The sequence below is a fragment of the Streptomyces sp. NBC_01433 genome, from assembly GCF_026340105.1.
In the GTDB taxonomy this organism is placed as follows: Bacteria; Actinomycetota; Actinomycetes; order Streptomycetales; family Streptomycetaceae; genus Streptomyces.
In genome coordinates this window covers 363046-387516 of record NZ_JAPEPM010000001.1, presented here as the reverse complement: position 1 = coordinate 387516, position 24471 = coordinate 363046, and the positions used below count along the sequence as shown (strand labels likewise).

At 70.4% G+C, this 24471-nt stretch carries 19 protein-coding genes and 1 pseudogene; 10 read left to right on the top strand and 10 right to left on the bottom strand.

Annotated elements, in window-relative coordinates; genetic code table 11:
• Window positions 1-46: 46 nt before the first annotated feature.
• The 3 genes and pseudogenes from OG413_RS01650 to OG413_RS01640 form a co-directional block, all read left to right on the top strand.
• Window positions 47-499: a helix-turn-helix domain-containing protein gene (locus tag OG413_RS01650; RefSeq protein ID WP_266802485.1), complete on the top strand. Its 453-nt coding sequence runs from the start codon at window positions 47-49 to the stop codon at window positions 497-499.
• A gap of 100 nt (window positions 500-599) precedes the next feature.
• Window positions 600-1490 carry an NAD(P)-dependent oxidoreductase gene (locus OG413_RS01645; RefSeq protein ID WP_266802484.1) on the top strand — a complete coding sequence of 297 codons (891 nt, stop codon included), beginning with the start codon at window positions 600-602 and terminating at the stop codon, window positions 1488-1490.
• A gap of 146 nt (window positions 1491-1636) precedes the next feature.
• Window positions 1637-2044 (top strand): annotated as a pseudogene (locus OG413_RS01640) (ATP-binding protein); the annotation flags it as partial.
• A 29-nt stretch (window positions 2045-2073) separates the two neighbouring features.
• On the opposite strand, the gene OG413_RS01635 reads toward OG413_RS01640, so the two are convergent.
• Complete coding sequence (locus OG413_RS01635; RefSeq protein ID WP_266802483.1) at window positions 2074-2700, bottom strand: TetR/AcrR family transcriptional regulator; 627 nt, start codon at window positions 2698-2700, stop codon at window positions 2074-2076.
• Window positions 2701-2892: 192 nt separating this feature from the next.
• Between OG413_RS01635 and OG413_RS01630 the strand changes: the two genes are divergently transcribed.
• The gene (locus tag OG413_RS01630; protein WP_266809811.1) at window positions 2893-3852 is read left to right on the top strand and encodes an NAD(P)/FAD-dependent oxidoreductase; all 960 of its coding nucleotides are present in this window, start codon (window positions 2893-2895) and stop codon (window positions 3850-3852) included.
• Window positions 3853-4060: 208 nt separating this feature from the next.
• Here the strand turns inward: OG413_RS01630 and OG413_RS01625 are convergent, their stop codons facing one another.
• A complete protein-coding gene (locus OG413_RS01625) occupies window positions 4061-4672 on the bottom strand; it encodes a YceI family protein (RefSeq protein ID WP_266802482.1) in 612 nt (203 codons plus the stop codon).
• A gap of 317 nt (window positions 4673-4989) precedes the next feature.
• Here OG413_RS01625 and OG413_RS01620 point away from each other — a divergent pair, with 317 nt between their 5' ends.
• Window positions 4990-5523 (top strand): hypothetical protein, encoded by a 534-nt coding sequence (locus OG413_RS01620; protein ID WP_266802481.1) that lies wholly within the window; start codon window positions 4990-4992, stop codon window positions 5521-5523.
• Between the two features lie 170 nt (window positions 5524-5693).
• Here the strand turns inward: OG413_RS01620 and OG413_RS01615 are convergent, their stop codons facing one another.
• A complete protein-coding gene (locus tag OG413_RS01615) occupies window positions 5694-6353 on the bottom strand; it encodes a peptidoglycan-binding protein (RefSeq protein WP_266802480.1) in 660 nt (219 codons plus the stop codon).
• A 253-nt stretch (window positions 6354-6606) separates the two neighbouring features.
• Here OG413_RS01615 and OG413_RS01610 point away from each other — a divergent pair, with 253 nt between their 5' ends.
• Window positions 6607-7692 (top strand): DUF4185 domain-containing protein, encoded by a 1086-nt coding sequence (locus OG413_RS01610; protein ID WP_266802479.1) that lies wholly within the window; start codon window positions 6607-6609, stop codon window positions 7690-7692.
• A gap of 92 nt (window positions 7693-7784) precedes the next feature.
• On the opposite strand, the gene OG413_RS01605 is transcribed toward OG413_RS01610, so the two are convergent.
• Complete coding sequence (locus OG413_RS01605; RefSeq protein WP_266809810.1) at window positions 7785-8996, bottom strand: glycoside hydrolase family 64 protein; 1212 nt, start codon at window positions 8994-8996, stop codon at window positions 7785-7787.
• A 429-nt stretch (window positions 8997-9425) separates the two neighbouring features.
• Here OG413_RS01605 and OG413_RS01600 point away from each other — a divergent pair, with 429 nt between their 5' ends.
• From OG413_RS01600 to OG413_RS01585, 4 genes are all read left to right on the top strand, one after another.
• Complete coding sequence (locus OG413_RS01600; RefSeq protein WP_266802478.1) at window positions 9426-13298, top strand: endo-alpha-N-acetylgalactosaminidase family protein; 3873 nt, start codon at window positions 9426-9428, stop codon at window positions 13296-13298.
• Window positions 13299-13645: 347 nt separating this feature from the next.
• The gene (locus OG413_RS01595; protein WP_266809808.1) at window positions 13646-15931 is read left to right on the top strand and encodes a polysaccharide lyase 8 family protein; all 2286 of its coding nucleotides are present in this window, start codon (window positions 13646-13648) and stop codon (window positions 15929-15931) included.
• 187 nt (window positions 15932-16118) lie between these two features.
• A complete protein-coding gene (locus OG413_RS01590) occupies window positions 16119-17702 on the top strand; it encodes an acyl-CoA carboxylase subunit beta (RefSeq protein WP_266802477.1) in 1584 nt (527 codons plus the stop codon).
• A 66-nt stretch (window positions 17703-17768) separates the two neighbouring features.
• Window positions 17769-17972 (top strand): acyl-CoA carboxylase subunit epsilon, encoded by a 204-nt coding sequence (locus OG413_RS01585; protein ID WP_266802476.1) that lies wholly within the window; start codon window positions 17769-17771, stop codon window positions 17970-17972.
• Between the two features lie 145 nt (window positions 17973-18117).
• On the opposite strand, the gene OG413_RS01580 is transcribed toward OG413_RS01585, so the two are convergent.
• From OG413_RS01580 to OG413_RS01555, 6 genes are all read right to left on the bottom strand, one after another.
• Window positions 18118-18699, bottom strand: coding sequence for an ATP/GTP-binding protein (locus OG413_RS01580; protein ID WP_014048542.1), 582 nt, complete (start codon window positions 18697-18699; stop codon window positions 18118-18120).
• Window positions 18680-19390 carry a DUF742 domain-containing protein gene (locus OG413_RS01575; protein ID WP_266802475.1) on the bottom strand — a complete coding sequence of 237 codons (711 nt, stop codon included), beginning with the start codon at window positions 19388-19390 and terminating at the stop codon, window positions 18680-18682. The genes OG413_RS01580 and OG413_RS01575 overlap by 20 nt, the downstream gene beginning before the upstream one ends.
• 90 nt (window positions 19391-19480) lie before the next feature.
• Window positions 19481-19894: a roadblock/LC7 domain-containing protein gene (locus OG413_RS01570; RefSeq protein WP_266809807.1), complete on the bottom strand. Its 414-nt coding sequence runs from the start codon at window positions 19892-19894 to the stop codon at window positions 19481-19483.
• A gap of 10 nt (window positions 19895-19904) precedes the next feature.
• A complete protein-coding gene (locus tag OG413_RS01565) occupies window positions 19905-23111 on the bottom strand; it encodes a nitrate- and nitrite sensing domain-containing protein (RefSeq protein ID WP_266802474.1) in 3207 nt (1068 codons plus the stop codon).
• A 349-nt stretch (window positions 23112-23460) separates the two neighbouring features.
• A complete protein-coding gene (locus tag OG413_RS01560; protein WP_003966011.1) occupies window positions 23461-24042 on the bottom strand; it encodes an ATP/GTP-binding protein in 582 nt (193 codons plus the stop codon).
• Window positions 24023-24430 carry a DUF742 domain-containing protein gene (locus tag OG413_RS01555; protein WP_073726950.1) on the bottom strand — a complete coding sequence of 136 codons (408 nt, stop codon included), beginning with the start codon at window positions 24428-24430 and terminating at the stop codon, window positions 24023-24025. Before OG413_RS01555 ends, OG413_RS01560 begins: the two co-directional genes overlap by 20 nt.
• Window positions 24431-24471: the final 41 nt, after the last annotated feature.

Below are 24471 nucleotides of genomic sequence, written 5' to 3'. Positions count from 1 at the left end.
ACTATTTTGGTAGCATGTTGCAACCATCAAGGGAATGGAGGACGACATGGTGAACAGGACGCGCTTCGATGACAGCGACTGTCCCGTCGCGCGATCGGTCGACGCGATCGGTGACTGGTGGTCCCTGCTGATCGTGCGGGACGCCTTCGACGGGAGCCGCCGCTTCGGGGAGTTCCAGCGCAGCCTGGGCGTGGCGAAGAACATCCTCACCACGCGCCTGCGCTCCCTGGTCGCCGGTGGTGTCCTCGAATCCGTCCCCGCCTCCGACGGCAGTGCCTACCGCGAGTACGTGCTGACCCCGAAGGGGAAGTCCCTCTTCCCCGTCATCGTGGCGCTGCGGCAATGGGGCGAACAGAGCTTCTTCGCACCCGGCGAACCGCACTCGGAGCTGGTCGACCGGCAGCAGGGGAACCGCCTTCGCGCGCTGGAGGTCCGGTCGGAGGACGGGCGGCTGCTGAGCCCCGACGACACCACCGTCCACAAGCTCGCCGCCCGGTGAGCGGGGCGGTGCGACGGGCCGCCGGGTCGCGGCAGCGGTCGCGAGGGGTGAAGATGCACGCGCACCACACCGCACCGGCAGAAGGCAGGCGACCGACGTCATGACCGATCACCTCACCGTGAGCGTCCTGGGCACCGGGATCATGGGGGCCGCGATGGCCCGTAACCTCACCCGCTCCGGACACACCGTCCGCGCGTGGAACCGCACCCGGGCCAAGGCCGAACCGCTGGCCGCCGACGGCGCGTACATCGCCGACACCCCCGCCGACGCCGTCGAGGGCGCCGATGTCGTCCTCACCATGCTCCACGACGGCCCCGCCGCTCTCGACGTCGTGCGCCGGGCCGCGCCCGCGCTCCGGCCCGGTGCCGCCTGGGTGCAGTCCACGACCGCCGGGGTCGAGGCCGTGCGTGAGCTGGCCGACTACGCCCGGGAACAGGGGCTGGTCTTCTTCGACGCACCCGTTCTCGGTACCCGGGAGCCCGCGGAGGCCGGGCAGTTGGTCGTCCTGGCCGCCGGGCCGCTCGGGGGCCGCGCTGCCGTGACGCCCGTGTTCGACGCCGTCGGCGCCCGTACCGTGTGGACCGGCGAGGACGGTGCGGAGGGCAGTGCCACCCGCCTCAAGCTCGTGGCCAACAGCTGGGTCCTCGCCGCCACCAACGCGGCCGGTGAGGTCCTGGCCCTGTCCAAGGTCCTCGGCGTGGATCCGGAGAGCTTCTTCGGCCTCATCGAGGGCGGCCCGCTCGACATGGGCTATCTGCGCGCCAAGTCCGCGCTCGTCCTGGAGGACCGGCTGTCACCGGCGTCCTTCGCGGTCTCCACCGCCGAGAAGGACGCCCGACTGATCGTCCGGGCCGGGCAGCAGCACGGCATCCGTCTCGACGTGGCCGAAGCGAGCGCCGAACGCTTCGCCCGTGCGGCGGCCCAGGGCCACGGCGACGAGGACATGGCAGCCGCCTATTTCGCCAGCTTCGAGGAGCCCCGGACCGACTGACCGGGACGGGAGGCGGCGGGGGCGGGGGGAGAGTGGTCGGCTCTCGCCGTCCCCGAACCGTCGGGCTACCCGTCAGGAGTCGTACGGTTCCGCTGTACGACCTGACTCACTGATCCCGAACGATGACGGTGTGTGACCTTGGCTGCATGATTGAGCCAACTCAACTCCCGTACTTCCGTGAAGCGTTCTACCGCCGTGAGCGCCGGTCCATCCCTTCCGTACGGAAGTTCGTCCGCGAGGCGCTGGTCGACTGGGCGTGCGAGGACCGCGCCGACGATGTCGTGCTCTGTGTGAGCGAACTCGCCACGAACGCGCTGCTGCACGGTGTGCCGCCCGGTCGCGGGTTCCGGGTCCACCTCTACCTGGAGCGCGTCGACGGGCTGATCCGGGTCGAGCTGCACGACAGCGGTGACGGCGAGGTCCGCGCGGCGGCCGGCGCGCCGGGGCCGGACGCCGAGGGCGGGCGGGGGCTGCTGCTGGTGGCCGCCGTGGCCGACCGATGGGGGGTGGGGGAGCGGAACCCGGGCAAGGTGGTGTGGTGCGAGTTCGCCGTGCCGCGCGGCCGGTGGCCGGTGGCCGGTGATCAGCCGGTCGGTGCGGACGCCCGGAGGAAGGTGTCGACGGAGGCGTGCGCCACGCTCCGCAGCTCGTCCTCGCCGATGGTGCGCGTACCCATCCGGGACCGGGCCTCCATCGAGCCCGTCAGCAGCGCCATGAACTGCTCGGCGGCGAGGTCGGGGTCCGTGGAGCGCAGCCGCCCGCTCAGCATCAGCCGGGCCATCCGGTCGGCCAGGGCCTCATTGATGCGGTGGGGGCCGCTCGCGCTGACGATGTCGAGGGTCTCGGGGAACCGGGCGATCTCCGAGTGCAGCAGCCGCCGCAGGGCGCAGGCCCGGTCGTCGCAGTGGAGCCTGAGCAGTTCGAGCGCCACCGACTCCAGTGTTGCGCGCAGGTCGTCCCCCGGCTCCAGCAGCGGTTCGAGCGCGGCGAGGCGCTTGCTCAGGGCGACCTGCGACTCGGTCTCCAGGGCGTGGCGGAAGAGCGTGGCCTTGTCGTGGAGGTGGTTGTACACCGTGGGCTTGGCCACGCCCGCCTCGTCGGCGATCTCCTGGACACCCGCCTGGTCGTAACCCCGGCGGGCGAAGACGGTGAACGCGCCTTCCAGGATCGCCTGCCGCTTGTCGATCCGTCCGCGTACTGGGGCTGTCATGACTCCGATCGTACGCACCGCCTCGTTCCGGCGGCGGGCTCGCGCCCCGGTCCGCCGCCGGTCCGCCCGCGATCCGCTTCCGGTCCGCCTTCGATCCGCTTCCGGCGTTTGCTGGATCGGCAAGCAAAGTTGTCGTTCCGGCAGTGTTGCGCGCACTCTCTCCCGTAACAGGAGGTGTTTCGCATGAACAACATGAAGCAGCGGTACGACGTGGTGATCGTCGGTGGCGGGGCCGCCGGACTGGGTGGGGCTCTCGCGCTGTCGCGGGCCCGGCGTTCGGTGCTGGTGATCGACAGGGGCGAGCCGCGCAACGCACCCGCGTCCCATGCGCACAACTACCTCGGCCGTGAGGGCATCGCGCCTTCGGAGCTGCTGGCGATCGGCCGCGACGAGGTGGCCGGGTACGGGGGCGAGATCGTCAGGGGCGGCGTCGTATCGGCCGAGCGGCTGCCGGGGGACGAGGGTTTCCGGGTCGTCGCGGAGGACGGTTCCACCGTCGAGGCCCGCCGGCTGCTCGTGACGACCGGTCTCGTCGACGAGCTGCCGCAGGTGCCCGGACTGGCCGAACGGTGGGGGCGTGAGGTGCTGCACTGCCCGTACTGCCACGGCTGGGAAGTCGGGGACCGCCCGATCGGCGTGCTGTCGACCGGACCGCTCGCCGTGCACCAGGCGCTGATGTGGCGGCAGTGGAGCGAGGACGTCACCCTCTTCCGCCACACCGGTCCCGAGCCCACCGACGAGGAGTACGAGCAGCTGGCCGCGCGGGGGATCGCCGTGGTCGACGGCGAGGTGACCGGCCTGGAGATCACGGAGGACCGGCTCACCGGAATCCGGCTGGCCGGGGGCCGGGTGGTCGCGCGCGAGGCCCTGGTGGTCCAGGCCCGCTTCACCGCCCGGTCCGCCGTGCTGGAGAGCCTGGGGCTGGTCCCGGTCGTGCAGGAGACGGCCGGGAGCGTGATCGGTTCGTACATCGAGGCCGACCCGACGGGGGCGACGGAGGTCCCCGGTGTGCGGGCGGCCGGCAACGTCACCAACCTGATGGAGCAGGTGATCGGCGCGGCCAACGCGGGACTGCGGGCGGCCATCGCGATCAACGCCGAGCTGATCGCCGACGACACCCGGCTCGCGGTCGAGGCACGCCGGGCACGGTAGGCGGCCGGGGGCCGGGGTCCGGTACGAGGGTGGTGGCTGCCCGCCGCACGGAAGCTGCGCCACACGGAGGCCGCGCCGCACGGCACGGAAGTCGCGCCGCACGCAAGCCGCGCCGCACGGCCGCCGGGCCCGATACACCGCCGGGCGGCCCCGTTCCCATCGACGTGGATGGGTGCGGGGCCGCCCGTGCGGGTGCGTGTGCGGAGGATCAGGCGGCGGCCTTGATCGCGGAGATGTCGAAGTTCAGCTTGACCTTGTCGCCGACCATCACGCCGCCGGCCTCCAGCGCCGCGTTCCAGGTCAGGCCCCAGTCGGAGCGCAGGATGTCCGCGCTGCCCTCGAAGCCGACGCGCTCGTTGCCGTAGACGTCCGTGGCCGAGCCGTTGAACTCCAGGTCGATGGCGAGCGGGCGCGTGACGTCCTTGATGGTGAGGTCACCGGTCACCCGGTACTTGTCGCCGCCCAGCTGCGCGGCCCCTGTGGAGCGGAACGTCATGAGCGGGAACTTCTCGGCGTCGAAGAAGTCGCCGCTGACCAGGTGGCCGTCGCGGTCGGCGATACCGGTGCTGACGCTGGCGATCTTCACGTCGATCGAGGCGGCGGAGTTCGCGGGGTCGGCACCGTCCAGCTTCAGGGCGCCCTCGTGCTCGGCGAAGCTGCCGCGCACGTTGGTGACCATGGCGTGACGCACGGTGAAGCCGATGCTGCTGTGGGCCGGGTCGATCGTGTAGTCGCCGGTCAGGGCGGCCAGCGCCGGGTCAACCGCGGGGGTCTCGGTGGCGGACGGGGCGGTGGTGGACTTGCGGTTGAACAGAGCCATGGCTCCTCCTCGGGGGACGTGATCGAGCGGCGGTGAAATGCGGTTACCGGTTGCGGGTACTGGTTGCGTTCACCAGGTCGTTTAACCTTCAACGAGATTGACTGTAGAGCAATCTCGTTGAAGGTTCAACCTTTGCGTTCCGGGTTCCCCCGCACGGGTGGCCCGTACGACGGCCCGTGCGTCGCGATGTTCACCGCATGGCAACACGTCGACCTCTGGCGGACGCGCGTAGAACTCGGGCACTATCTCCCTGCCGGTGCGTGCGTTCCGCGTGGCCGTGCACCCCACAAATTGTCATGAGCAGGAGGAATCCCCCCATGGTGACCCAGGCGACCCGCCCGAGACTCCGTTCCGCCCTCACCGCCCTGGCCCTCGTCCTCGGCGCGCTCTTCGCCCCCGGCATCGGTGTCCTCGGCGGCGGCGCCACCGAGGCGCACGCCGATACCAAGCTGACCCACTCCCAGGCGACCTCACGCTTTTCCTCGTCCGGGGTCACCTGGTCGTCCTCGGGCGGCTGCTCCGACCGGAACGTCCCCACGTGTACGTCGTTCGACCAGCTGAACCTGGCGACCGCCCAGGGCGCCCAGACGCTGAAGAGCGCCACGGGCTGCGCGCTCAACATCACCGGCGGCACCGAGACCGGGCACGCCGGCGGTACGTACTCCCACTGGAACGGCTACAAGCTCGACTTCGCCAAGAGCAGCTGCGTCACCAACTACGTCACGGGCGTCTTCACCTACATCGGTGTGCGCGGCGACGGTGCGCCCCAGTACCAGTCCGGCTCCGGCAACATCTACGCGGACGAGGGCAACCACTGGGACGTGACGTTCCACAACTGCGGCGGCTGCTGACCGCGGACTCCGGGAACGGCCGGCCACGGACCATCCGGGAACGGCCGACCGAGGGCCGGTGGACCAGCGGACCTGGCGGCCGCGAACCGCTGACCGCGTACCCGCGAACAGACGGGTGCCCCCGTCCCGCCGGACGGGGGCACCCGCGTCTGTGGAGGCGGAACGCCTCGTCAGGGGATCGGGTCGACCGTGGGGCCCTCCTGCGCGAGCAGGTCGCGGGCGAACTGCTCCCACTGCGCGTACCGGTCGGGATACGCGGAACGCTGCACCGCCTGGCACACGTCGCCGGGAGCCATGGACTCCCAGCCGGTGATCTGGATCAGCCCGGGGTTGTTGCCGAACGGGGCCACCCCGTAGAAGGACTTGGACGACGTGGCGACATCCGTGATCTGCTCCGGAGTGCCCCAGCCGGTGCTGGGCCGCTGCTGGAAGATGCCCAGCGAGTCGTGGTCCACGGGAACCGTGTAGTTCACGAACTTCGACTCCTGCATGGCCGTCATCAGGGCGATGACCTGACCCTGTTCCGGTATCCGCGCGCCCTTTCCGACGCCGATGACCGTGCGGGCGTTGGCGAGTTCTTCGGGGCCGAGGTCGGACGGTGCGGTGAAGACCGTACGCAATTCACTGTCCGGAGCCGCGTCGAGCAGCCGGGCGGTGGCGGCGTCCACGGAACCGGTGGGGCGGAGTCCGTGGTTCGCCTGGAAAGCGCGCAGGCCGTGGGATGTGGGGTCGGGGGTGGATGCCGCGTGGGCGGTGACCGGCAGGGAGAGCAGAATTCCGGCTGCGGCCAGACATGCGAGCATGCGGTGGGGGGTTGAGTTCTTTCGCATACCGCACGGTGTCGCGTATCCGAATCCAAAGTCAAGGCTGTTGCATAAAGGGAAAGTTGGCAAAACAGGCAGCCCTTTGCATGCCGGGTGTTCTTTCAGCGGTCGGACCAATGGCAGGGAAAATGCGCCGGTGAACACCACCTGTCGCGCGGGGACATCGGGACCTAAGATCCGAAAGGTCAAGCGACACAGATGAATTGGCGCCAAGCGCCGTCCCGTCCGCAGCGAGCGTCCTCTCCACAGGAGCTGTCCCATGCACGGATCCCCCCACTCCCTGACGCGCCGCTCGCTCCTGCGGGCCGGCACGGGCGTCGCCCTCGCCGCGGCGGGCATCGCCGCGAGCGGCACGGCCGCGGGCGCCGCCGGGCGCGGCCGGAGGCTGATCACCGGCGGGAAGGTGCGCAACCTCACCGGCCCGGCGGAGACCGGCCGCTTCGCCGCCCCCTGGACCGATCTGGGCATCCCCGCCCGCTGCCCCGACGGCTCCATGCTCTTCGTCGGGGGCGACACCTTCGACGGCGGCGGTGTGGGCGGCCCCGACTGGCGGTCGCCGGTGGGCCTGCGGTCCCGCAACGCCTCCCTCGGCTCCCTCGTCATCGACGACAGCGTGGGAGGCGCCCACGCCGTGGGCCTGGTCCCCGAGGGGCACGACGGCGGAACCACCGCCATTCCCTCCGATGTGTTCACCATCGGCGACACGATGTACATGCACCTCATGCGCGGAGTGATCTACCGGACGCACCACTCCGATTTCTGGCGCTCCCGGGACAACGGGGAGACCTGGGAATACCTCTGCCAATGGGCGGGGGACCAGTACAACGGGCAGTTCCAGCAGAAGACCTACGCGGTGGCGGACGACGGCTACTGCTACGTCCTGTCCACGGTGTTCAACCGGGAGGTGACGTCGGACCTGCTGCTCCACCGGGTTCCGCAGGACGCCCTGGGAAATCCCGCGGCATACGAGCCCTGGGGATACGCCGACGGGGCCTGGGCCTGGGGCAACTATCCGACCTCGGTCAGCGGGCCGCGCCGATGGGGCGAGATCTGCTTCCGTGCCATGGACGGCGCATACGCACTCAGCTGGCTCAATATGGCCCCGCTCGACCTGCGTGCCCAGATTTTCGCGCTGCCCACGTCCGATCTGTTCGCCACACCGGAACAGACCATCATCGTTCCGACCGTGCCCGGACTGGAATTCGGCAATGCGGTGGCGAGTCCGTACGGCGGGTTCATCATCCCGGGGTCGACCTTCGCGGACTTCCATATCGCCGTCAGCCAGTGGTACGACGACCAGAACTACCGGGTGATGCAGTACCGCATCAATGGGCTGAGCCGGTAGGCCACCGGCCGTGGACCGGGTCGGCCGGTGAGGCACGAAAGGCGCCCCCGCCCCGCGGTGCGGGGGCGCCCGCGCACCCTGGTGGGGCAGGGTCAGGAACCCACGCTCACCGTGAAGCGGCGCGGATTGCCGTCGTGGGCCGCGCCCGAGACGTCCGGCTGGCCGTCGGGGCGTACGTCGTCGTACGGGAAGGCGTAGCCGATCGGGCTGTTGGCGTGGACGACCCGCGACCAGTGGTTGGTCACCGCGCCCCGGTAGTAGTCCGCCACCGTGGTGCCGTTCGGCTGCTGCGGGTGGCTGAGCATGATCGAGCGGTTGAAGCCCGCCGCCAGCCGGGCCAGGAGCGCCTTCTTGTCGTCGGAGTCGCCCGGGTTGTTGGTGAACGGCCCGTGGTTGCAGGTGAAGATGTCCTTCGACACCGGCTTGGCGAAGGTGTGGCCGCCCGCGAACGTCAGCGTGTCACCGCTGACCCGTCCGGCGAGTGTGCCCCGGCCGCCCTGGAGATCGATGCGCAGGTCGGTGGAGCGGTACTTGTTCCAGACCTCGTCGATCTGCGCCGTGAACAGGTCCCGGAACGGCATCTGGTCCGGCCGGTCGAAGAACGGGGCCATCAGGTTCTGCGGCGAGATGACCCGCAGCACATTGCCGTCCGGTCCCCGGGTGACCAGCTTGTCCCAGGGCTGTCCGTCCGTGGCCGCCTGGGCCGTGAGGCCGTCGGCGATCCGCTGCACGGCGCCGTCCGGGAGCGGGGCGACGGTGTGCGTGGAGTCGCCCTCCAGCGTCAGGCCGATCGGCAGCGCGGTCACCAGGTCGACGTAGCTGATGTTCGCGAACAGCTGCTGCGGGTTGAAGGTGAACTCGCAGAACGACCAGGTCCGCCCGTAGTTCGGGTCCGTGGGTGTCGCGAAGGCCGGTTCCACCAGCGAGGGGCCGGGGTTCAGATAGAAGTCCAGCTTGCCGTCGCGTACGAAGTAGACACGGGCCCCGTACATCTGGGGAAGCGTCACGACGACCGGTCCGGCGCCCGCCGCCTTCAGCGGAATGGCGCAGTCGACCGGCAGCGGGGTCTGCGGCGCGCCGGGGGAGTCCGGGTGGTAGACGCCGCCGTCCGCGCGCAGCAGCACCCAGCGGTCGGTGCCCTGCTCGTGGCCGGTGACATAGGCGTGCACCGTACCGGGCAACGAGCGGTTTTCCAGAGCCAGTTCACAGGTCGCGGGCGCCGCGGAGGCGCGGGGGCTCAGGGCGCTTCCCCAGAGCGGGTAGGTCAGCGCCGTGGCCGAGGCGGCGGCGCCCGTCAGGAACATTCTGCGCGAGATCACGAGGGGACTCCCGAGGTGTGTGTGGGGGGCCGCAGACGGGGGATCGCGGGGAGTGGCGGGGGTAGTGGGAGGCGGTGGAGGGAAACGGGAAAAAGTGGGGCAGCGGGGCGTCTACGGTGCGCACCACTCTCGCGACGCCCGGGGTGAGCGTCAATACTTGTGACTGAGAGCGCTCTCAGAAATTCCGAGTCTTCACAACTCGACGCTGATTCAAGGCACTTGGCGGTCTCCGTCCAAAAGCGGACGGGGGCGGGCCGACAGGGCGGCGGACTCGGTGATCACCAAATGAACGCGCCACCCTGTCCGGCCCGTGCGCTCCCGACTTGGACTAACGCATGGCGGTTGTTGGACTGCGACGGCCCTTGAAGGCGTACGTCGTTGACGCTGTCCCGACACGGCGACTACTCAGGGGCCATGTCGCGAAGATTCACTTCGGTAGGCGCCGTCGCCGCCGCCTCAGCAGCCGTCCTGGCGCTCGTGGGGACCAGCCTCCCCGCCGCAGCCGCCGACCCGCTCCCCGCCGCAGCCGAGGCGGCCGACCCCAGCGGCTCCGCCGTCATCGGATCCGCGCAGCTCTCCGTCGCCGTCGCCGACGACTTCCCGCGCGTCCTGTCGTACACCGACCGGGCCAGTGGGAAGCGGCTCCTCGGCAGCACCCGGCCGGTCACCGCCGTCACCCTCAACGGCACCGCCCACCCGGTCGCCATCAAGGGCGCACCCAAGGTCACCGCCTCCACCGCCCGCTACACCCTCACCTTCACCGACCTGCCCGGCATCGAGATCGACGCCACGCTCTCCGTCTCCGGACGCGCCACCACCTTCAAGGTGACCGCCGTCCGCGACACCGCGGCGTTCCGGGTCGGCACCATCGACATACCCGGGCACGACCTGGTCTCCGTCGGCTCCGCGGACACCGGCGCGGCGACCGCCTTCACCAAGCTCGACCCGGACTCGACGCGGACCGCCGACGTCTTCGGGAAGGTCACCGAGGACACGGCGGCCGACCCCGCACCCGTCGGCGCCAGTTACGCGATCGTCCACACCGGCGCCCTCGCCGCGGCCGTCGAGTCCAACTCCTCCTACGACAAGCCCGCGGGTGCCACCGGTGGCGACGACGCCCGCTTCTGGCACCAGGCCCGCAAGGCCGAGGACGGCGGCGTCCGGGTCGGCGTCTGGTCCGGCCAGTGGACCTACCGGGGCGAGGGCGCGCCGAAGCCCGAGAGCGGGGCGGACCTCCCCTGGGCGAAGGTCGTCGTCACGCCCGACGCCAACGGGGACAGGACCGTCGACTGGCAGGACGGTGCCATCGCCTTCCGCGGCATCGGCATCGCCGCACCCGGTGGCGAGGACACCCCGGACCGGGTCGTCACCCACATCCCGTTCAACTTCGCCAGCCAGGCCACCCACCCCTTCCTGCGCACCCTGGACGACGTCAAACGGATCTCGCAGGCCACCGACGGCCTCGGCCAGCTCGCCCTCCTCAAGGGATACGGCTCCGAGGGGCACGACTCCGCCCACCCGGACTACGGCGGCAACTACAACAAGCGCGCCGGCGGGCTGAAGGACCTCAACGCGCTGCTCAAGAACGGCAAGAAGTGGGGCGCCACCTTCGGCGTCCACGTCAACGCCACCGAGTCGTACCCCGAGGCGAAGGCCTTCGACGAGAAGCTGGTCGACAAGACCAAGCCCGGCTGGAACTGGCTCAACCAGAGCTACTACATCGACCAGCGCCGCGACATCAACAGCGGCGACCTGGCCCGGCGCTTCCAGCAGCTGCGCGACGAGACCGACAAGAACCTCAGCCTGCTCTACATCGACGTCTACTACTCCCACGGCTGGATCGCCGACAAGACGCTCCAGGCCGTGCAGCGGCAGGGCTGGAACGTCGGCACCGAGTGGGCCGACAAGTTCGAGCGCGGCTCCCTGTGGTCGCACTGGGCGAACGACCTGAACTACGGCGGGGCCACCAACAAGGGCCTCAACTCGCAGATCATCCGGTTCATCCGCAACGGCGAGAAGGACATCTGGAACAACGACCCGGTCCTCGGCCAGAGCGCCATCGAGGAGTTCGAGGGCTGGACGGGCGAGACCGACTGGAACGCCTTCTACGCCAACATCTGGCAGCGGAACCTGCCCGCGAAGTACCTCCAGCAGGAGCGGATCACCCGCTGGGCCGGCAACGACATCACCTTCACCGGTGGCGTGCGGGGCACCGTCGAGGACGGAAAGCGCACCTTCTACGACCACGGCCGCAAGGTCCTCAGCGGCAGCGACTACCTGCTGCCGTGGGACGGCGGGAAGAAGCTGTACCACTACAACAAGGCAGGTGGCAGCAGTAGTTGGGAGGTGCCCGGCAAGGGTGCGTACACCGTCTACAAGCTCACCGACAACGGCCGCGAGAAGGTCACCACCGTCCGCCCCACCAACGGGAGGATCACGGTGAAGGCCGCCGCCGGGCAGCCGTACGTCCTCTACCCGGACCACGCCCCGAAGGCCGCCGACCCCCGCTGGGGCGAGGGCACCCCGGTCGCCGACCCCGGCTTCAACGACGACGGGCTCAAGACCTGGACCCGTACCGGCACCGCCGCCCGCGACACCGACGACCAGGGCCGCAACAGCGTCGAGCTCTCGGGCTCACCCGCCGCCTCGGTCTCCCAGCGCGTCACCGGCCTCAAGCCCGGCAAGCGCTACACCGCCTCGGCCCTCATCGAGGTGGAGCCCGGCGGGAGCAGGCACACCACCCTCTCGGCGGGCGGGAAGTCCGTCGCCGTGGACCGCTCCACCTTGAAGGACCAGGTCGCCGCCTCCGACTGGAACGGCACCTACTTCCAGCGGGCCAAGGTGAACTTCACCGCCCCCGCGAACGGCCGCACCACACTCCGTATCGAAGCGGCCGGGGGCAGTACCGTCACGGTCCGCGCCGATGACGTACGCCTCGTCGAGAACGCGCCCACGACCAGGAAGAACACGGTCGTGTACGAGGACTTCGAGGACGTCGACCAGGGCTGGGGGCCCTTCCTCAAGGGTGACGCGGGCGGCAGCACCGACCCCCGCACCAGCGTCTCCCAGCTGCACGCCCCGTACACGCAGGCCGGCTGGAACGGAAAGCGCGTCGATGACGTGCTGGGCGGCAAGGAGTCGCTGAAGGCGCACGAGGAGAACACCGGCCTCGTCTACCGCACGGCCCCCTGGACCGTGCCCATGACCGACGGCCGCCGCTACCGGGTCGAGTACGACTACCAGTCCAGCCACGCCGGGGCCTACGAGTGGGTCGACGGCTACGACCGGATCACCGCCGACGGCACCCCCGCCGCCACCGCGACCCGGACCACACCCATCGGCGAGCAGCGCACCACCGGCCACTTCACCGAGACGCTCACCGCGGGCTGCGGCGACACCTGGACCGGGCTGCGCAAGCGCGGGGACGCCCCCGAGGGCGCCGACTTCGTCCTCGACGGCTTCACCGTCACCGACCTCGGCCCGGCCCCGGCCGGTGAGGAGGCCGTCTGCGCCACCCTCGCCGTCGCCGCCGACGCCGAGACCCTGGTGCCCGGCGAGGCCAACACGGTGAAGGCGTCCTTCAGCAACTTCGAGACCACGGCGGCGACCGGCGTCGAGGTGGCCCTCACCGTGCCCGAGGGCTGGACCGCACAGCCCGCGGGCGCCGTCACGTTCGACTCGGTGGCGCCGGGCGCGAAGGTCACCGGCACCTGGCGGGTCACCCCGCCGCTGGACGCCGAGTACCGGACGTACCAGCTGAGTTCGCAGGCCACGTACACGGTCGGTGGCACGGGGCGGAAGCTGGGCGCGCAGACCTCCGTACGCACCCTGCCGCCGCCGCCCACCACGGACAGCTGGGCCAGTGACCTGGACTGGACGGCCTCCGAGAACGGCTGGGGACCGGTCGAGCGCGACCTCTCCAACGGTGAGACGGGGACCGGCGACGGCTCCCCGCTGAAGATCGGCGGGGTCACGTACGCCAAGGGCCTCGGCGCCCACGCCCCGGCGAAGGTCCGCTACTACCTGGGCGGGAAGTGCACCTCCTTCACCGCCGAGGTGGGCGTGGACGACGTCCAGACCTCGCGCGGCAGCGTGCGGTTCTCCGTCACCGCCGACGGCACCGGGAAGGTGACGTCGCCGGTGCTCAAGGCGACCGACGCCGCCTGGCCGCTCACCGCCGATGTGACCGGCGCGCGGTATGCCGAGCTGGTCGTCGACGACGGCGGCGACGGCAACGGCAACGACCACGCCGACTGGGGCAACGCCCGCTTCCACTGCGGAAGCTGAGAGGGGGAGGGGCGCGGCCGACACCCGGCCGCGCCCCTTCGCCTTCCTCATCCGGCGCGCCGCCCCATCTCCGCGTCCGGCCGCGGCGCCCCACCCCTTTCGCTCCGCCCCCTCTGCCTCTGCTCCCGCTCTTTCGTCCCGACCGGGCCCGTGCTAGACCGGCGGGCGCCCGGTCCACACCGTTCGGGGCCCCGGCCGGCCGCCCGGATCAGGTCGCACGACCGGGTCCGGGCCGGGCGTCCGGGCCCCCCGCCCCCGGAGGTTCATCCGTGCCGCTCACGCCCGCCGCCGCCTGGTCGCGCCGCGCCTTCCTGGCCACCGGCAGTGCCACTGCCCTCGGCCTCTCCCTGCCGGGACCGGCCCACGCCGCCGGCCCGTCACCGGCCCCCGACGACACGGAGTTCGACACCCTCCGCCTGCGCTGGACCGGCCTCGCCCTCGGCACCGGCTACGACGCGGCCGCCGAGCCCTACGCCTCCCGCCTCGCCGCGACCGGCGCGTCCGCCGCCGGATTCCGTACGTCCATGAGCCCGGCCCCGCACTCCCTCTGGCCCGGCCTGACCTTCGACCCGCCGTCCGGCATCACCCAGAGCTACAGCCGCCTGTGGACCATGACCCGGGCGTACGCCCAGCCGGGCACCGGGCACACCGGGGACGCCGGGCTCCTCGCCGATGTCGTGCGCGGCCTCGACCACCTCGGCGCGACGGTCTACAACCCGTCCACCACCCGCTACGGGAACTGGTGGGAGTGGCAGATCGGCAGCCCCCGCCTCCTCATGGACATCGTCGCCGTCCTCCACGACCACCTCACCGAGGAGCAGCGGCAGGCCGCCTGCGCGGCCGTCGACCACTTCATCCCCGACGCCATGCTCCGCGACTACAGCGGCACCTCCACCGGGGCCAACCGGGTCGACCTCTGCCGCTCCGTCGCCCTGCGCGGCATCCTCGGCCGGCAGACCGCCAAGACCGCGCTGGCCCGCGACGCCCTCTCGCCCGTCTTCCCGTACGTGACGAAGGGCGACGGGCTCTACGCCGACGGCTCCTTCGTCCAGCACACCTGGGTCGCGTACTCGGGGACGTACGGGCAGGTCATGCTCGACGGCCTCGGCCGGCTGTTCGCGCTGCTCGCCGGGTCCACCTGGGAGGTCACCGACCCGGGCCGGCAGACCATCCTGGACAGCGTCGAGCACGCCTACGCACCCCTGATCCTCAACGGCCTGGCGATGGACAGCGTCAACGGCCGCGCCATCAGCCGGGGCCTGCTCAAGGGCGACGAGCGCCGGGTGCTGCGCTCCGACCACTTCCACGGGCAGGGCCTGATCGCGGCCATCGCCCTGCTCGCGGGCGGGGCGTCCGCCGCCGAGCGCGACCGGTGGAACGGGATGATCAAGGGCTGGATCGAGCGGGACACCACCTCCCCGATCCTCGCCGCCCCGCAGTTCGACATCGCCGACCTCGCCCGGCTGCACGCCGCCGCCGCGGCGTCCGTGCCCGCCGCCCCGGAGCCCGTCGGCCACACCCTGTTCGCGGCCATGGACCGGGCCGTCCACCGCCGCCCCGGCTGGGCCGCCAACATCGCCATGTCCTCGGAGCGCATCAGCTCCTACGAGTGCGGCAACGGGGAGAACCCGCGCGCCTGGCACACCGGGGCGGGGATGCTCTACTGGTGGCCGGGGACCGAGCGGGGCGACCAGTACACCGACTGGTTCTGGCCAACCGTGGACTGGTACCGCCTGCCCGGCATCACCGTCTCCACCAAGCGCCTCGCCGACCGGGCGGGCGGCGAATGGGGCGAGCCCCGGCCCGCCGTACGGTGGACCGGCGGCGCCCACGACGGGGAATTCGCCGCGGTCGGGCAGCACGTCAAGGGCCTCGGCTCCACGCTGGAGGCCCGCAAGTCCTGGTTCTGCGCCGCCGACGCGGTCATCTGCCTCGGCGCGGGGATCACCGCCACCGACGGGGTGCCCGTCGAGACGGTCGTGGACAACCGCAACCTCGGCCCGGACGGTGACGCCCACCCCTTCACCCTCGACGGCCGGGACCGCCCGCGCTGGGCCCACCTGGAAGGACACGGCGGCTGGGTCCTGCCCGGCGGCGCTGCCCTGCGCACGCTGCGCGAGGCCAGGACCGGCGCCTGGGCCGACATCAACACCACTAGCTCCACCGCCCGCGAGACCCGCCACTGGCAGACGCTCTGGCTCGACCACGGCACGGACCCGGCAGGCGCCGACTACGTCTATCTGCTGATGCCGGGTGCCGACCGGCGCACGGTGGCGGCCAGGGGTGCGGACCGGGGCTGGTTGAAGGTTCTCGCCAACACGGCCGCGGCGCAGGCCGTCGCCGTCCGCTCGCTGGGCCTGACCGCCGCCAACTTCTGGCAGCCCGGCGCGGCAGGGCCGCTTTCCGCCACGGGCCCGGCGAGCGTCCTTGTCAGGCAGGGGCGGCACTCCACTACGCTCTGCGTCAGCGGCCCCGACCGGTCGGGCGCCCCGGTGGACGTGGCCTGGGACCGCCCGGTGCGTACGGTGGTCCGTACCGATCCGGGGATCGAGGTCCGCGCGATGGGCAACCGGCTCGTGCTGCGCGCCTCGCCGGGTACCGAAGGCGCCACACTGCGCTGCGAGGTGCGCTGACCGGCCCTGCCGCGTGATGTACACCACACCACTCCGCTTTGTGGGAGATCCACAAAGCGGAGCGGTGCTGAGCTGGTGGTTCGGCTGCATGGGGAACGGGTTCTGTTCACTCCCACCACCAAACGGGGCAGGAGACTGTCCGGAGTCGACGGCAGGGTTTCTGGGTCGGGGTTCGTAGGGTCGATACATGACCGTTGTGGAGGAAACCCCGGGTGACCCGACCGACACCCGTGGCCGGGTGGCCGAGCTGCTGGCCCTGCGCGAGCAGGCGAGGCGCGGACCGAGCGACCGTGCGACCGAGGCGCAGCACGCGAAGGGCAAGCTGACGGCGCGTGAGCGTATCGGGCTGCTGCTGGACCCGGACTCGTTCAAGGAGGTCGAGCAGCTGCGGCGCCACCGGGCGACGGGGTTCGGCCTGGAGGCGAAGAAGCCTTACACGGACGGTGTGATCACGGGGTGGGGCACGGTCGAGGGCCGGACGGTCTTCGTGTACGCGCACGACTTCCGGATCTTCGGCGGGGCGCTGGGCGAGGCCCATGCGACGAAGATCCACAAGATCATGGACATGGCGATCTCGGCGGGTGCGCCGCTGGTGTCGCTGAACGACGGTGCGGGTGCCCGTATCCAGGAGGGCGTCTCGGCGCTGGCCGGGTACGGCGGCATCTTCCAGCGGAACACGCGGGCGTCGGGGGTGATCCCGCAGATCAGTGTGATGCTCGGTCCGTGTGCGGGTGGTGCGGCCTACAGCCCGGCGCTGACGGACTTCGTGTTCATGGTGCGTGAGACGTCGCAGATGTTCATCACGGGGCCGGACGTGGTGAAGGCAGTGACGGGCGAGGAGATCTCGCAGAACGGTCTGGGCGGTGCGGATGTGCACGCCGAGACGTCGGGCGTGGCGCATTTCGCGTACGACGACGAGGAGACCTGTATCGCGGAGGTCCGGTATCTGATCGGGATGCTGCCCTCGAACAACCGTGAGAACCCGCCGACGGTGGCGAGCGACGACCCGGCCGACCGGCGCGGTGACGTCCTGCTGGACCTGGTCCCCGCCGACGGCAACCGCCCGTACGACATGCACAAGGTCATCGAGGAGCTCGTCGACGACGGCGACTACCTGGAGATCCACGAACGCTGGGCCCGCAACATCATCTGCGCGATGGCCCGCATGGACGGTGCCGTGGTCGGCATCGTCGCCAACCAGCCGCAGGCGCTGGCCGGGGTCCTGGACATCGAGGCGTCCGAGAAGGCCGCACGATTCGTCCAGATGTGTGATGCATTCAACATTCCCATCATCACTCTTTTGGACGTACCCGGCTTCCTGCCCGGTGTCGATCAGGAGCACGGTGGGATCATCCGGCACGGCGCGAAGCTGCTCTACGCCTACTGCAACGCCACCGTGCCGAGGATCTCGCTGATCCTGCGCAAGGCCTACGGAGGCGCCTACATCGTCATGGACAGCCAGTCCATCGGCGCCGACCTCACGTACGCCTGGCCCACCAACGAGATCGCGGTGATGGGCGCCGAAGGTGCCGCCAACGTCATCTTCCGGCGCCAGATCGCGGAGGCCGAGGACCCCGAGGCCATGCGGGCGCGCATGGTCAAGGAGTACAAGGCCGAACTGATGCACCCCTACTACGCGGCGGAGCGCGGCCTCGTCGATGACGTCATCGACCCCGCCGAGACCCGCGAGGTGCTGATCGCCTCGCTCGCGATGCTCCGCAACAAGCACGCCGACCTGCCGTCCCGTAAGCACGGCAACCCGCCGCAGTAGCCGCGGCCCGCGGCGGTGACCCCGCCGGAGACCGCGACACCCTGCCGAGAAGACGGAGACACACCTATGAGCACCACTCCTGCCGAGTCAGTGCTGCGCGTCGAGAAGGGTCACGCCGACCCCGAGGAGCTCGCGGCCATCACCGCGGTTCTGCTCGCCCGCGCGGCGTCCCGGCCCGCAGCCCCCGCCCACCGCGGCCGTGACACGGCCGGATGGCGCCGTCTGGAGCGCACTCCCGGCTTCCGTGCCCCGCACAGCTGGCAGGGCTGAGAACGGCCGCTGAGGGCGGCCGGCGGGACTAGCCACCGGCAGCGGCCCGAGGCGGGCCGCGGAGCCCGCCGCGACGGACCCGGCACACACGGGAAAGCCCCGCACTCCCAGGAGTGCGGGGCTCTTGCGTGCGCGGCCGGGGCCGTCAGCGCAGGCGGGCCATCAGGGCGTGCTCGACCAGCGTGATGAGCGCGCTCTTGGCGTCCGCGCGGTGGCGGGCGTCCGTGGTGAGGATCGGGGTGTCGGGTCCGATCTGGAGTGCTTCGCGTACTTCGTCGGGGGTGTAGGGCTGGTGTCCGTCGAAGCCGTTGAGGGCGATGACGAAGGGGAGGCCGCTGTTCTCGAAGTAGTCGACGGCGGGGAAGCAGTCGGCGAGGCGGCGGGTGTCGACGAGGACGACGGCGCCGATGGCGCCGCGTACGAGGTCGTCCCACATGAACCAGAAGCGGTCCTGTCCGGGGGTTCCGAAGAGGTACAGGATCAGGTCCTGGTCCAGGGTGATGCGGCCGAAGTCCATGGCCACCGTCGTGGTGGTCTTGTCCCCGGTGTGGGTCAGGTCGTCGATGCCCGCGGACGCGGACGTCATCACGGCTTCGGTACGCAACGGATTGATCTCCGAAACAGCACCGACAAACGTGGTTTTACCCACGCCGAAGCCCCCTGCCACCACGATCTTCGCCGAGGTAGTGGAGCGGGCCGCTCCGCCGCTAGAGCTTGCGAAGTCCACTGAGCACCCTTTCGAGCAGTGTCACATCTGGCTGGCCGCCGGCGGCCTCGTCGCCGCCGGGCTGATGGATAGCGACGAGTCCGGCCTCGGCCAGGTCGGCCACGAGGATGCGGGCAACGCCGAGCGGGATCGAAAGAAGGGCCGAAATCTCGGCCACCGACTTGATCTCGATGCAGAGCCGGCAGATCCGCTGGTGCTCGGGCAACTGCCCTTGCAGCCGGGACGGATCGGCCGTGGTGCTGACCAGCGCCTCGATGGCGAGCTGGTAACGCGGCCGGGTCCGGCCGCCGGTCATGGCGTACGGACGGACCAGCGGGTTGTGCGCGGAGTGCGCGGCAGGCTCGGGGGCCTGCCGCGGCTGCACCGGCTGAATGAGGGGCTGCCGCGGCGAGTCGTACCGCTGCGGCTGCTGGGGCTGTTGGGGCCACCCCGCGTCCGGGTGCTGCGGGGGCCAGTCGGATCCCTGCGCACGCCTGGGCTGCTGCGGCTGCTGATACGGCTGCTGGTACGGCTGTTGCGGCTGGTAAGGATAGTGCGGCTGCTGCTGGTACGGCTGGTGGGGCTGTTGCTGATAGGGCTCCTGCGGACCCTGTCCGCCGGGCGTGGAGGGGGAGTTGAAGCGGTTGTCACCGTGCTCACCCGGAACCCTCCGGGCACCGTCGTACGGGTGCCCGTCTGTGGGTGCTGCCACGTTTCCTCCTCCGACTGCCGGTCGCCGATCCCAGTGGGGCCGCGCCAACGCACCTTATGGCGCGGTGGCGAGAAACGCACTGTCCGTCTACTAGTTAAGAAGACTTCCCTGGAGCTCGGCACGGAGGTCCGGGGTCAGGACCCCGCCCGCGCGGTCGACGAGAAGTGCCATTTCGTACCCGACAAGACCGATATCGGCATCCGGGTGGGCGAGGACGGCGAGGGAGGAACCGTCGGAGATGGACATAATGAAGAGGAATCCACGCTCCATCTCCACAACCGTCTGATTCACGGCGCCGCCTTCGAAGATCCGCGAGGCGCCCGCGGTCAGCGACGTCAGACCGGAGGCGACAGCCGCCAACTGGTCGCCGCGGTCGCGCGGGAAACCCTCGGACATCGCCAGCAGGAGTCCGTCGGCGGAGACCACCACCGTGTGCGACACCCCAGGGGTGTTGTCCACGAAGTTGGTGATCAACCAGTTGAGATTCTGCGCCGCCTGGCTCATCGGGCTCACACTAACGCTCCTGGTTGTAGGTGGTACTTGTGTCCGACCCCGCACTGCGTCCCCGCTGGACGCCGCGCCGCAGTCTGCTCAACCTGCCGCGGACGTCCTCGGGGGCACGGGAGACCTGTGGGCCGCCCTGCTGGGTCTGCTCCGCCGTGCCCTCGACCAGATTGGCCTTGGGCACACGCCGGGGAAGACCGGAGGGGGTGATCCCGCCCGCCTTCGGTTCACGGAGCTTCTCGGCCCGCTCCCAGCGCTCGTCGTTCGTCGAGCGCCAGTCGTCGGGGCCGTCCCCGTTCGCCTGCGCGGCCTGTTGCTCCGGCTGCTGCTGCGGCTGTTCCTGCTGCGGCTGCTGCCGAGCTGCGACAGACTGATCGTTTCCGCGGCCGGTGGGCTGCCAGTGCTGCTGACCGCCCCGGCGCGGCAGACCGGCTTCGGTCAGCTCGTGGCCGTCGTTCGGGGTAGGCCCCGGACGATCGAAGCCTACGCGCTCCCGAGGCTCTGCGGGAGCGCTGGGTGCAGATTCCGCTTCGGCTTGGGCAACAGGCTCATACGTGCCCTGATACCCGCTCTGATCAGGCCAACCATCCTGGTGGGGCTGTTCGTTGCCGGAGGTGTACTGATCGGCGTACGGGGCCTGCGGAGCATCAGGGGCGGCATATGCCGATTCCGGATAGTCACCCTGTTGTGTCTGCTCCGGCTGTTGTGCCTGCGGGGGGTAGCCGGTCCCGGTGGCGTACGGATCGTAGCCGTTCCCGTACGAATTCCGCTCGTACTCCTGCTGCCGGGGTTCCTGGGCGTACGGGCCCTGGGCGTACTGCTCCTGGCCGTACTGCTCCTGGCCGTACTGGTCCTGCGCGTACGGCTGGGACGTGGACGGGGACTGGGGCTGCTGGGACTCCAGCGCGGCCCGGCGCTCCTCGCGCAGCAGCGAGCGGCCGACCGGGTCCAGCTGTGACGGGCCCGCAGGTGCCTCGTACCGCGAGTCGTCGAAGCCGAGTTCGGCCGCGGTGCGGATCTGCGGCTGCTGCGGGGCGGCCGGGAAGGACTGCTGCTGCGGAATGATCGAGGAGACGGTGAAGTCCCCCTGGGTGGCGGCCGGTTCGCCGCCGCCGCCGTGGGTGATGGCGTCCGGCAGCATGACCAGCGAGGTGGTCCCCGCCTGTTCGCCCGAGGGACGCAGCTGGACGCGGATGCCGTGCCGGTCGGAGAGCCGGCCGACCACGAACAGGCCCATGCGCTGGGACACCGCGGCGTCCACGGTCGGCGGGTTGGCCAGCTTGTGGTTGATGTCGGCGAAGTCCTCGGGCGTGAGGCCGATGCCCTTGTCGTGGATCTCGACCATCACCCGGCCGTCCGGCAGCCGCGTCGCGTTGACGCGGACCTTGGTCTGCGGCGAGGAGAAGGTGGTGGCGTTCTCCAGCAGCTCGGCCAGCAGGTGCACCAGGTCGGTGACGGCCTGGCCGTGGATCTCGCTCTCCGGTACGCCGGTGAGTTCGATGCGCTCGTAGGACTCCACCTCGGAGGCGGCGGCCCGCAGCACGTCGACCAGCGGCACCGGCTGGTTCCAGCGGCGGCCGGGCTCCTCACCCGCGAGCACGAGGAGGTTCTCGCCGTTGCGGCGCATACGGGTGGCCAGGTGGTCGAGCCTGAAGAGGCTCTCCAGCTGGTCCGGGTCGGCCTCGTTGTTCTCCAGGCCGGTGATGAGGGTCAGCTGGCCCTCGATGAGCGACTGGTTGCGCCGCGAGAGGTTGGTGAAGATCGCGTTGACGTTGCCCCGCAGCATGGCCTGCTCGGCGGCGAGCCGGACGGCCTCGCGGTGCACCTGGTCGAAGGCACGGGCGACCTCGCCGATCTCGTCCCGGGTGGTGATCGGGATCGGCTGGACCCGGGTGTCGACCCGGCCGGGATCGGCCCGCGACAGCTGGTCGACCAGCATCGGCAGCCGCTGCTCGGCGATACCGAAGGCGGCGGTACGCAGCCGGCGCATCGAGCGGCTCATCTGGCGGGCCATGAGCCCGGCCAGGATGAAGGCGGCCAGCAGCGAGACGACCACGACGGCGCCGTTGACGAAGGCGTCGGTCCTCGCGCCGGCGGAGATGTCCGCGGCCTCCGTGACCGCCTTGTCGACCAGCTCGTCCTCGACCGTGGTGTAACCCTCGAACTTGGCGGTGGCGGCGGCCATCCAGGACTCGGGGGTGATGCCCTTGGCCGCCAGCTTCTCGGGCGTCTGGCCCTGGCCGATCTGCTGGGCCATGCCGTCGAAGACCGACCCGTCGACGCTCGGCGGCGCCACGAACTTCTTCCCGGCGGCCTCGGCCTGCCGCTTGGCGGTCCTGATCCGCTCGGCTCCATCGGCCGCTGTGCTCGCCATGACCCGCTGGAGCCGGTCCACGTCCGCCTGGGTGCCGCCCGAGTTGAACTCACCCAGCGCGATCTGTTCCAGATAGTTGTACGAGCCGAACGCCTTGACCTGGCCGTTGAACGTGCCGGGCTCCTGGCTGGGGCGCACCAGCAGATGCATGCCGATGGAGCGCTGAAGCGATTCTGCAGCCTTGGCCAGCTCGATCGCGTAGACCGTACGGCCATAGCTGGTGATGTTGCCGGTGCCGAGTCCGAGCTCGTTGGAGAACTCCATCAGCGAGTGCTGGACCTGGGTGTAACCCTCTTCGGTCTTCACCGGGTCCAGCGCCTCGGCGTAGGCGGCCTTGCGCAGCTCGGGGAGTTTGGGCTCCTCGGCCTTGAAGAGCTTGAGGCGACGCTCCAGGCCCTGCTTCGCGGGCATGTTCCGCACGGCGGCGTCGAACTTCGTCCGCGCCTCGTCCGTGGTGGCGCGGACCCGCTCGACGACGGCGGCCTCGCGGTCGTTGGACAGCAGCGGCTGAGCGGTGAGGTCACGCTCGTTGAGCAGCGCCTGCCCGTACTCCGAGGCGGCGCGCACGATCAACGCGGTCCTCTCGGCGTCCTGGGCCTCGCTCCAGGTGTCGACCGACCCCTTCACCTGGAAGCCGCCCATGACCAGGCCGACCAGCACGGGGATCAGGAGGATCGCGTTCAGCCGGGTGGCCACCCGCCAGTTGCGCGGGGACAGCCGACTGGTGCTGCCACCGGCCGCCTCCGGACCGGACGTGCTCGCAGACGATGCCGCGGCGCGCGGCGGCGGGGTGAAATTACCCCGTTCCGGCCGCGCCGCGGAGCCCTCGTTGCTTCGCCTCACTCGACCAACAACCTCTCGGCGTCGGCACCTACGCTGTGCCGGATTTTTCGTTCAGGGCCGTACTGCTCGGTAGTTCATCGAATTGCAGCACGAGGACCGGTCGCGTTCCAAACAGTCGGAATGAGCCATTCCGAGTGGTCCAAGCCTCAGATAAAAGGGGCATAAAGAGCGAGCCCCGTCAAAAGGCGGGGCTCATGTGAGCGCAGTGGCACCGGTCGGATGCGTCGGGTGTCGGTGTAAGGGCAATTCTCTGTCGAAACGTTATGAACGCGGGGGCGGATCGTGTCAAAGGACACAGGTCGCCCCCGCGTGACTACAGCAACTTCCGTATGCCGATAACGACTTACGCCTACTTGAGGCGGGCCATCAAAGCGTGCTCCACCAGCGTGATCAAACCGCTCTTGGCGTCCGCGCGGTGGCGGGCGTCCGTCGTGATGATGGGCGCGTCGGGTCCGATCTGGAGTGCTTCGCGTACTTCGTCGGGGGTGTAGGGCTGGTGTCCGTCGAAGCCGTTGAGGGCGATGACGAAGGGGAGGCCGCTGTTCTCGAAGTAGTCGACGGCGGGGAAGCAGTCGGCGAGGCGGCGGGTGTCGACGAGGACGACGGCGCCGATGGCGCCGCGTACGAGGTCGTCCCACATGAACCAGAAGCGGTCCTGTCCGGGGGTTCCGAAGAGGTACAGGATCAGGTCCTGGTCCAGGGTGATGCGGCCGAAGTCCATGGCCACCGTCGTGGTGGTCTTGTCCCCGGTGTGGGTCAGGTCGTCGATGCCCGCGGACGCGGACGTCATCACGGCTTCGGTACGCAACGGATTGATCTCCGACACGGCCCCGACGAACGTGGTCTTGCCCACGCCGAAACCGCCCGCCACCACGATCTTCGCCGAGGTGGTGGCACGTCCCGTACCGCCGCTAGAGCTTGCGAAGTCCACTGAGCACCCTTTCGAGCAGTGTCACATCCGGCGCGCCGCCGGCCTCTCCATTGCCCGGCTGGTGGATGGCCACCATGCCGGCTTCCGCCAGGTCCGCGACGAGGATCCGGGCCACGCCGAGCGGCATGGACAGCAGCGCCGAGACCTCGGCCACCGACTTGACCTCACGGCACAGGTGGCAGATCCGCTGGTGCTCGGGGAGCAGGGTTCCCAGATGCGCGGGGTCTGCCGTCGTGCTGACCAGTGCCTCTATCGCTAGCTGGTAGCGCGGCCGGGTCCGGCCGCCGGTCATGGCGTACGGACGGACCAGCGGCTGGTCGCCTTCACCGTCGTACGACGCGTGATGCAGTGCGCCGTACGGATCGTGTGAGGCGGGTGGCGGGGTCATGAATCCTCCGGGCGTGACAACAGGCTGTCGGCTTGCCGTCT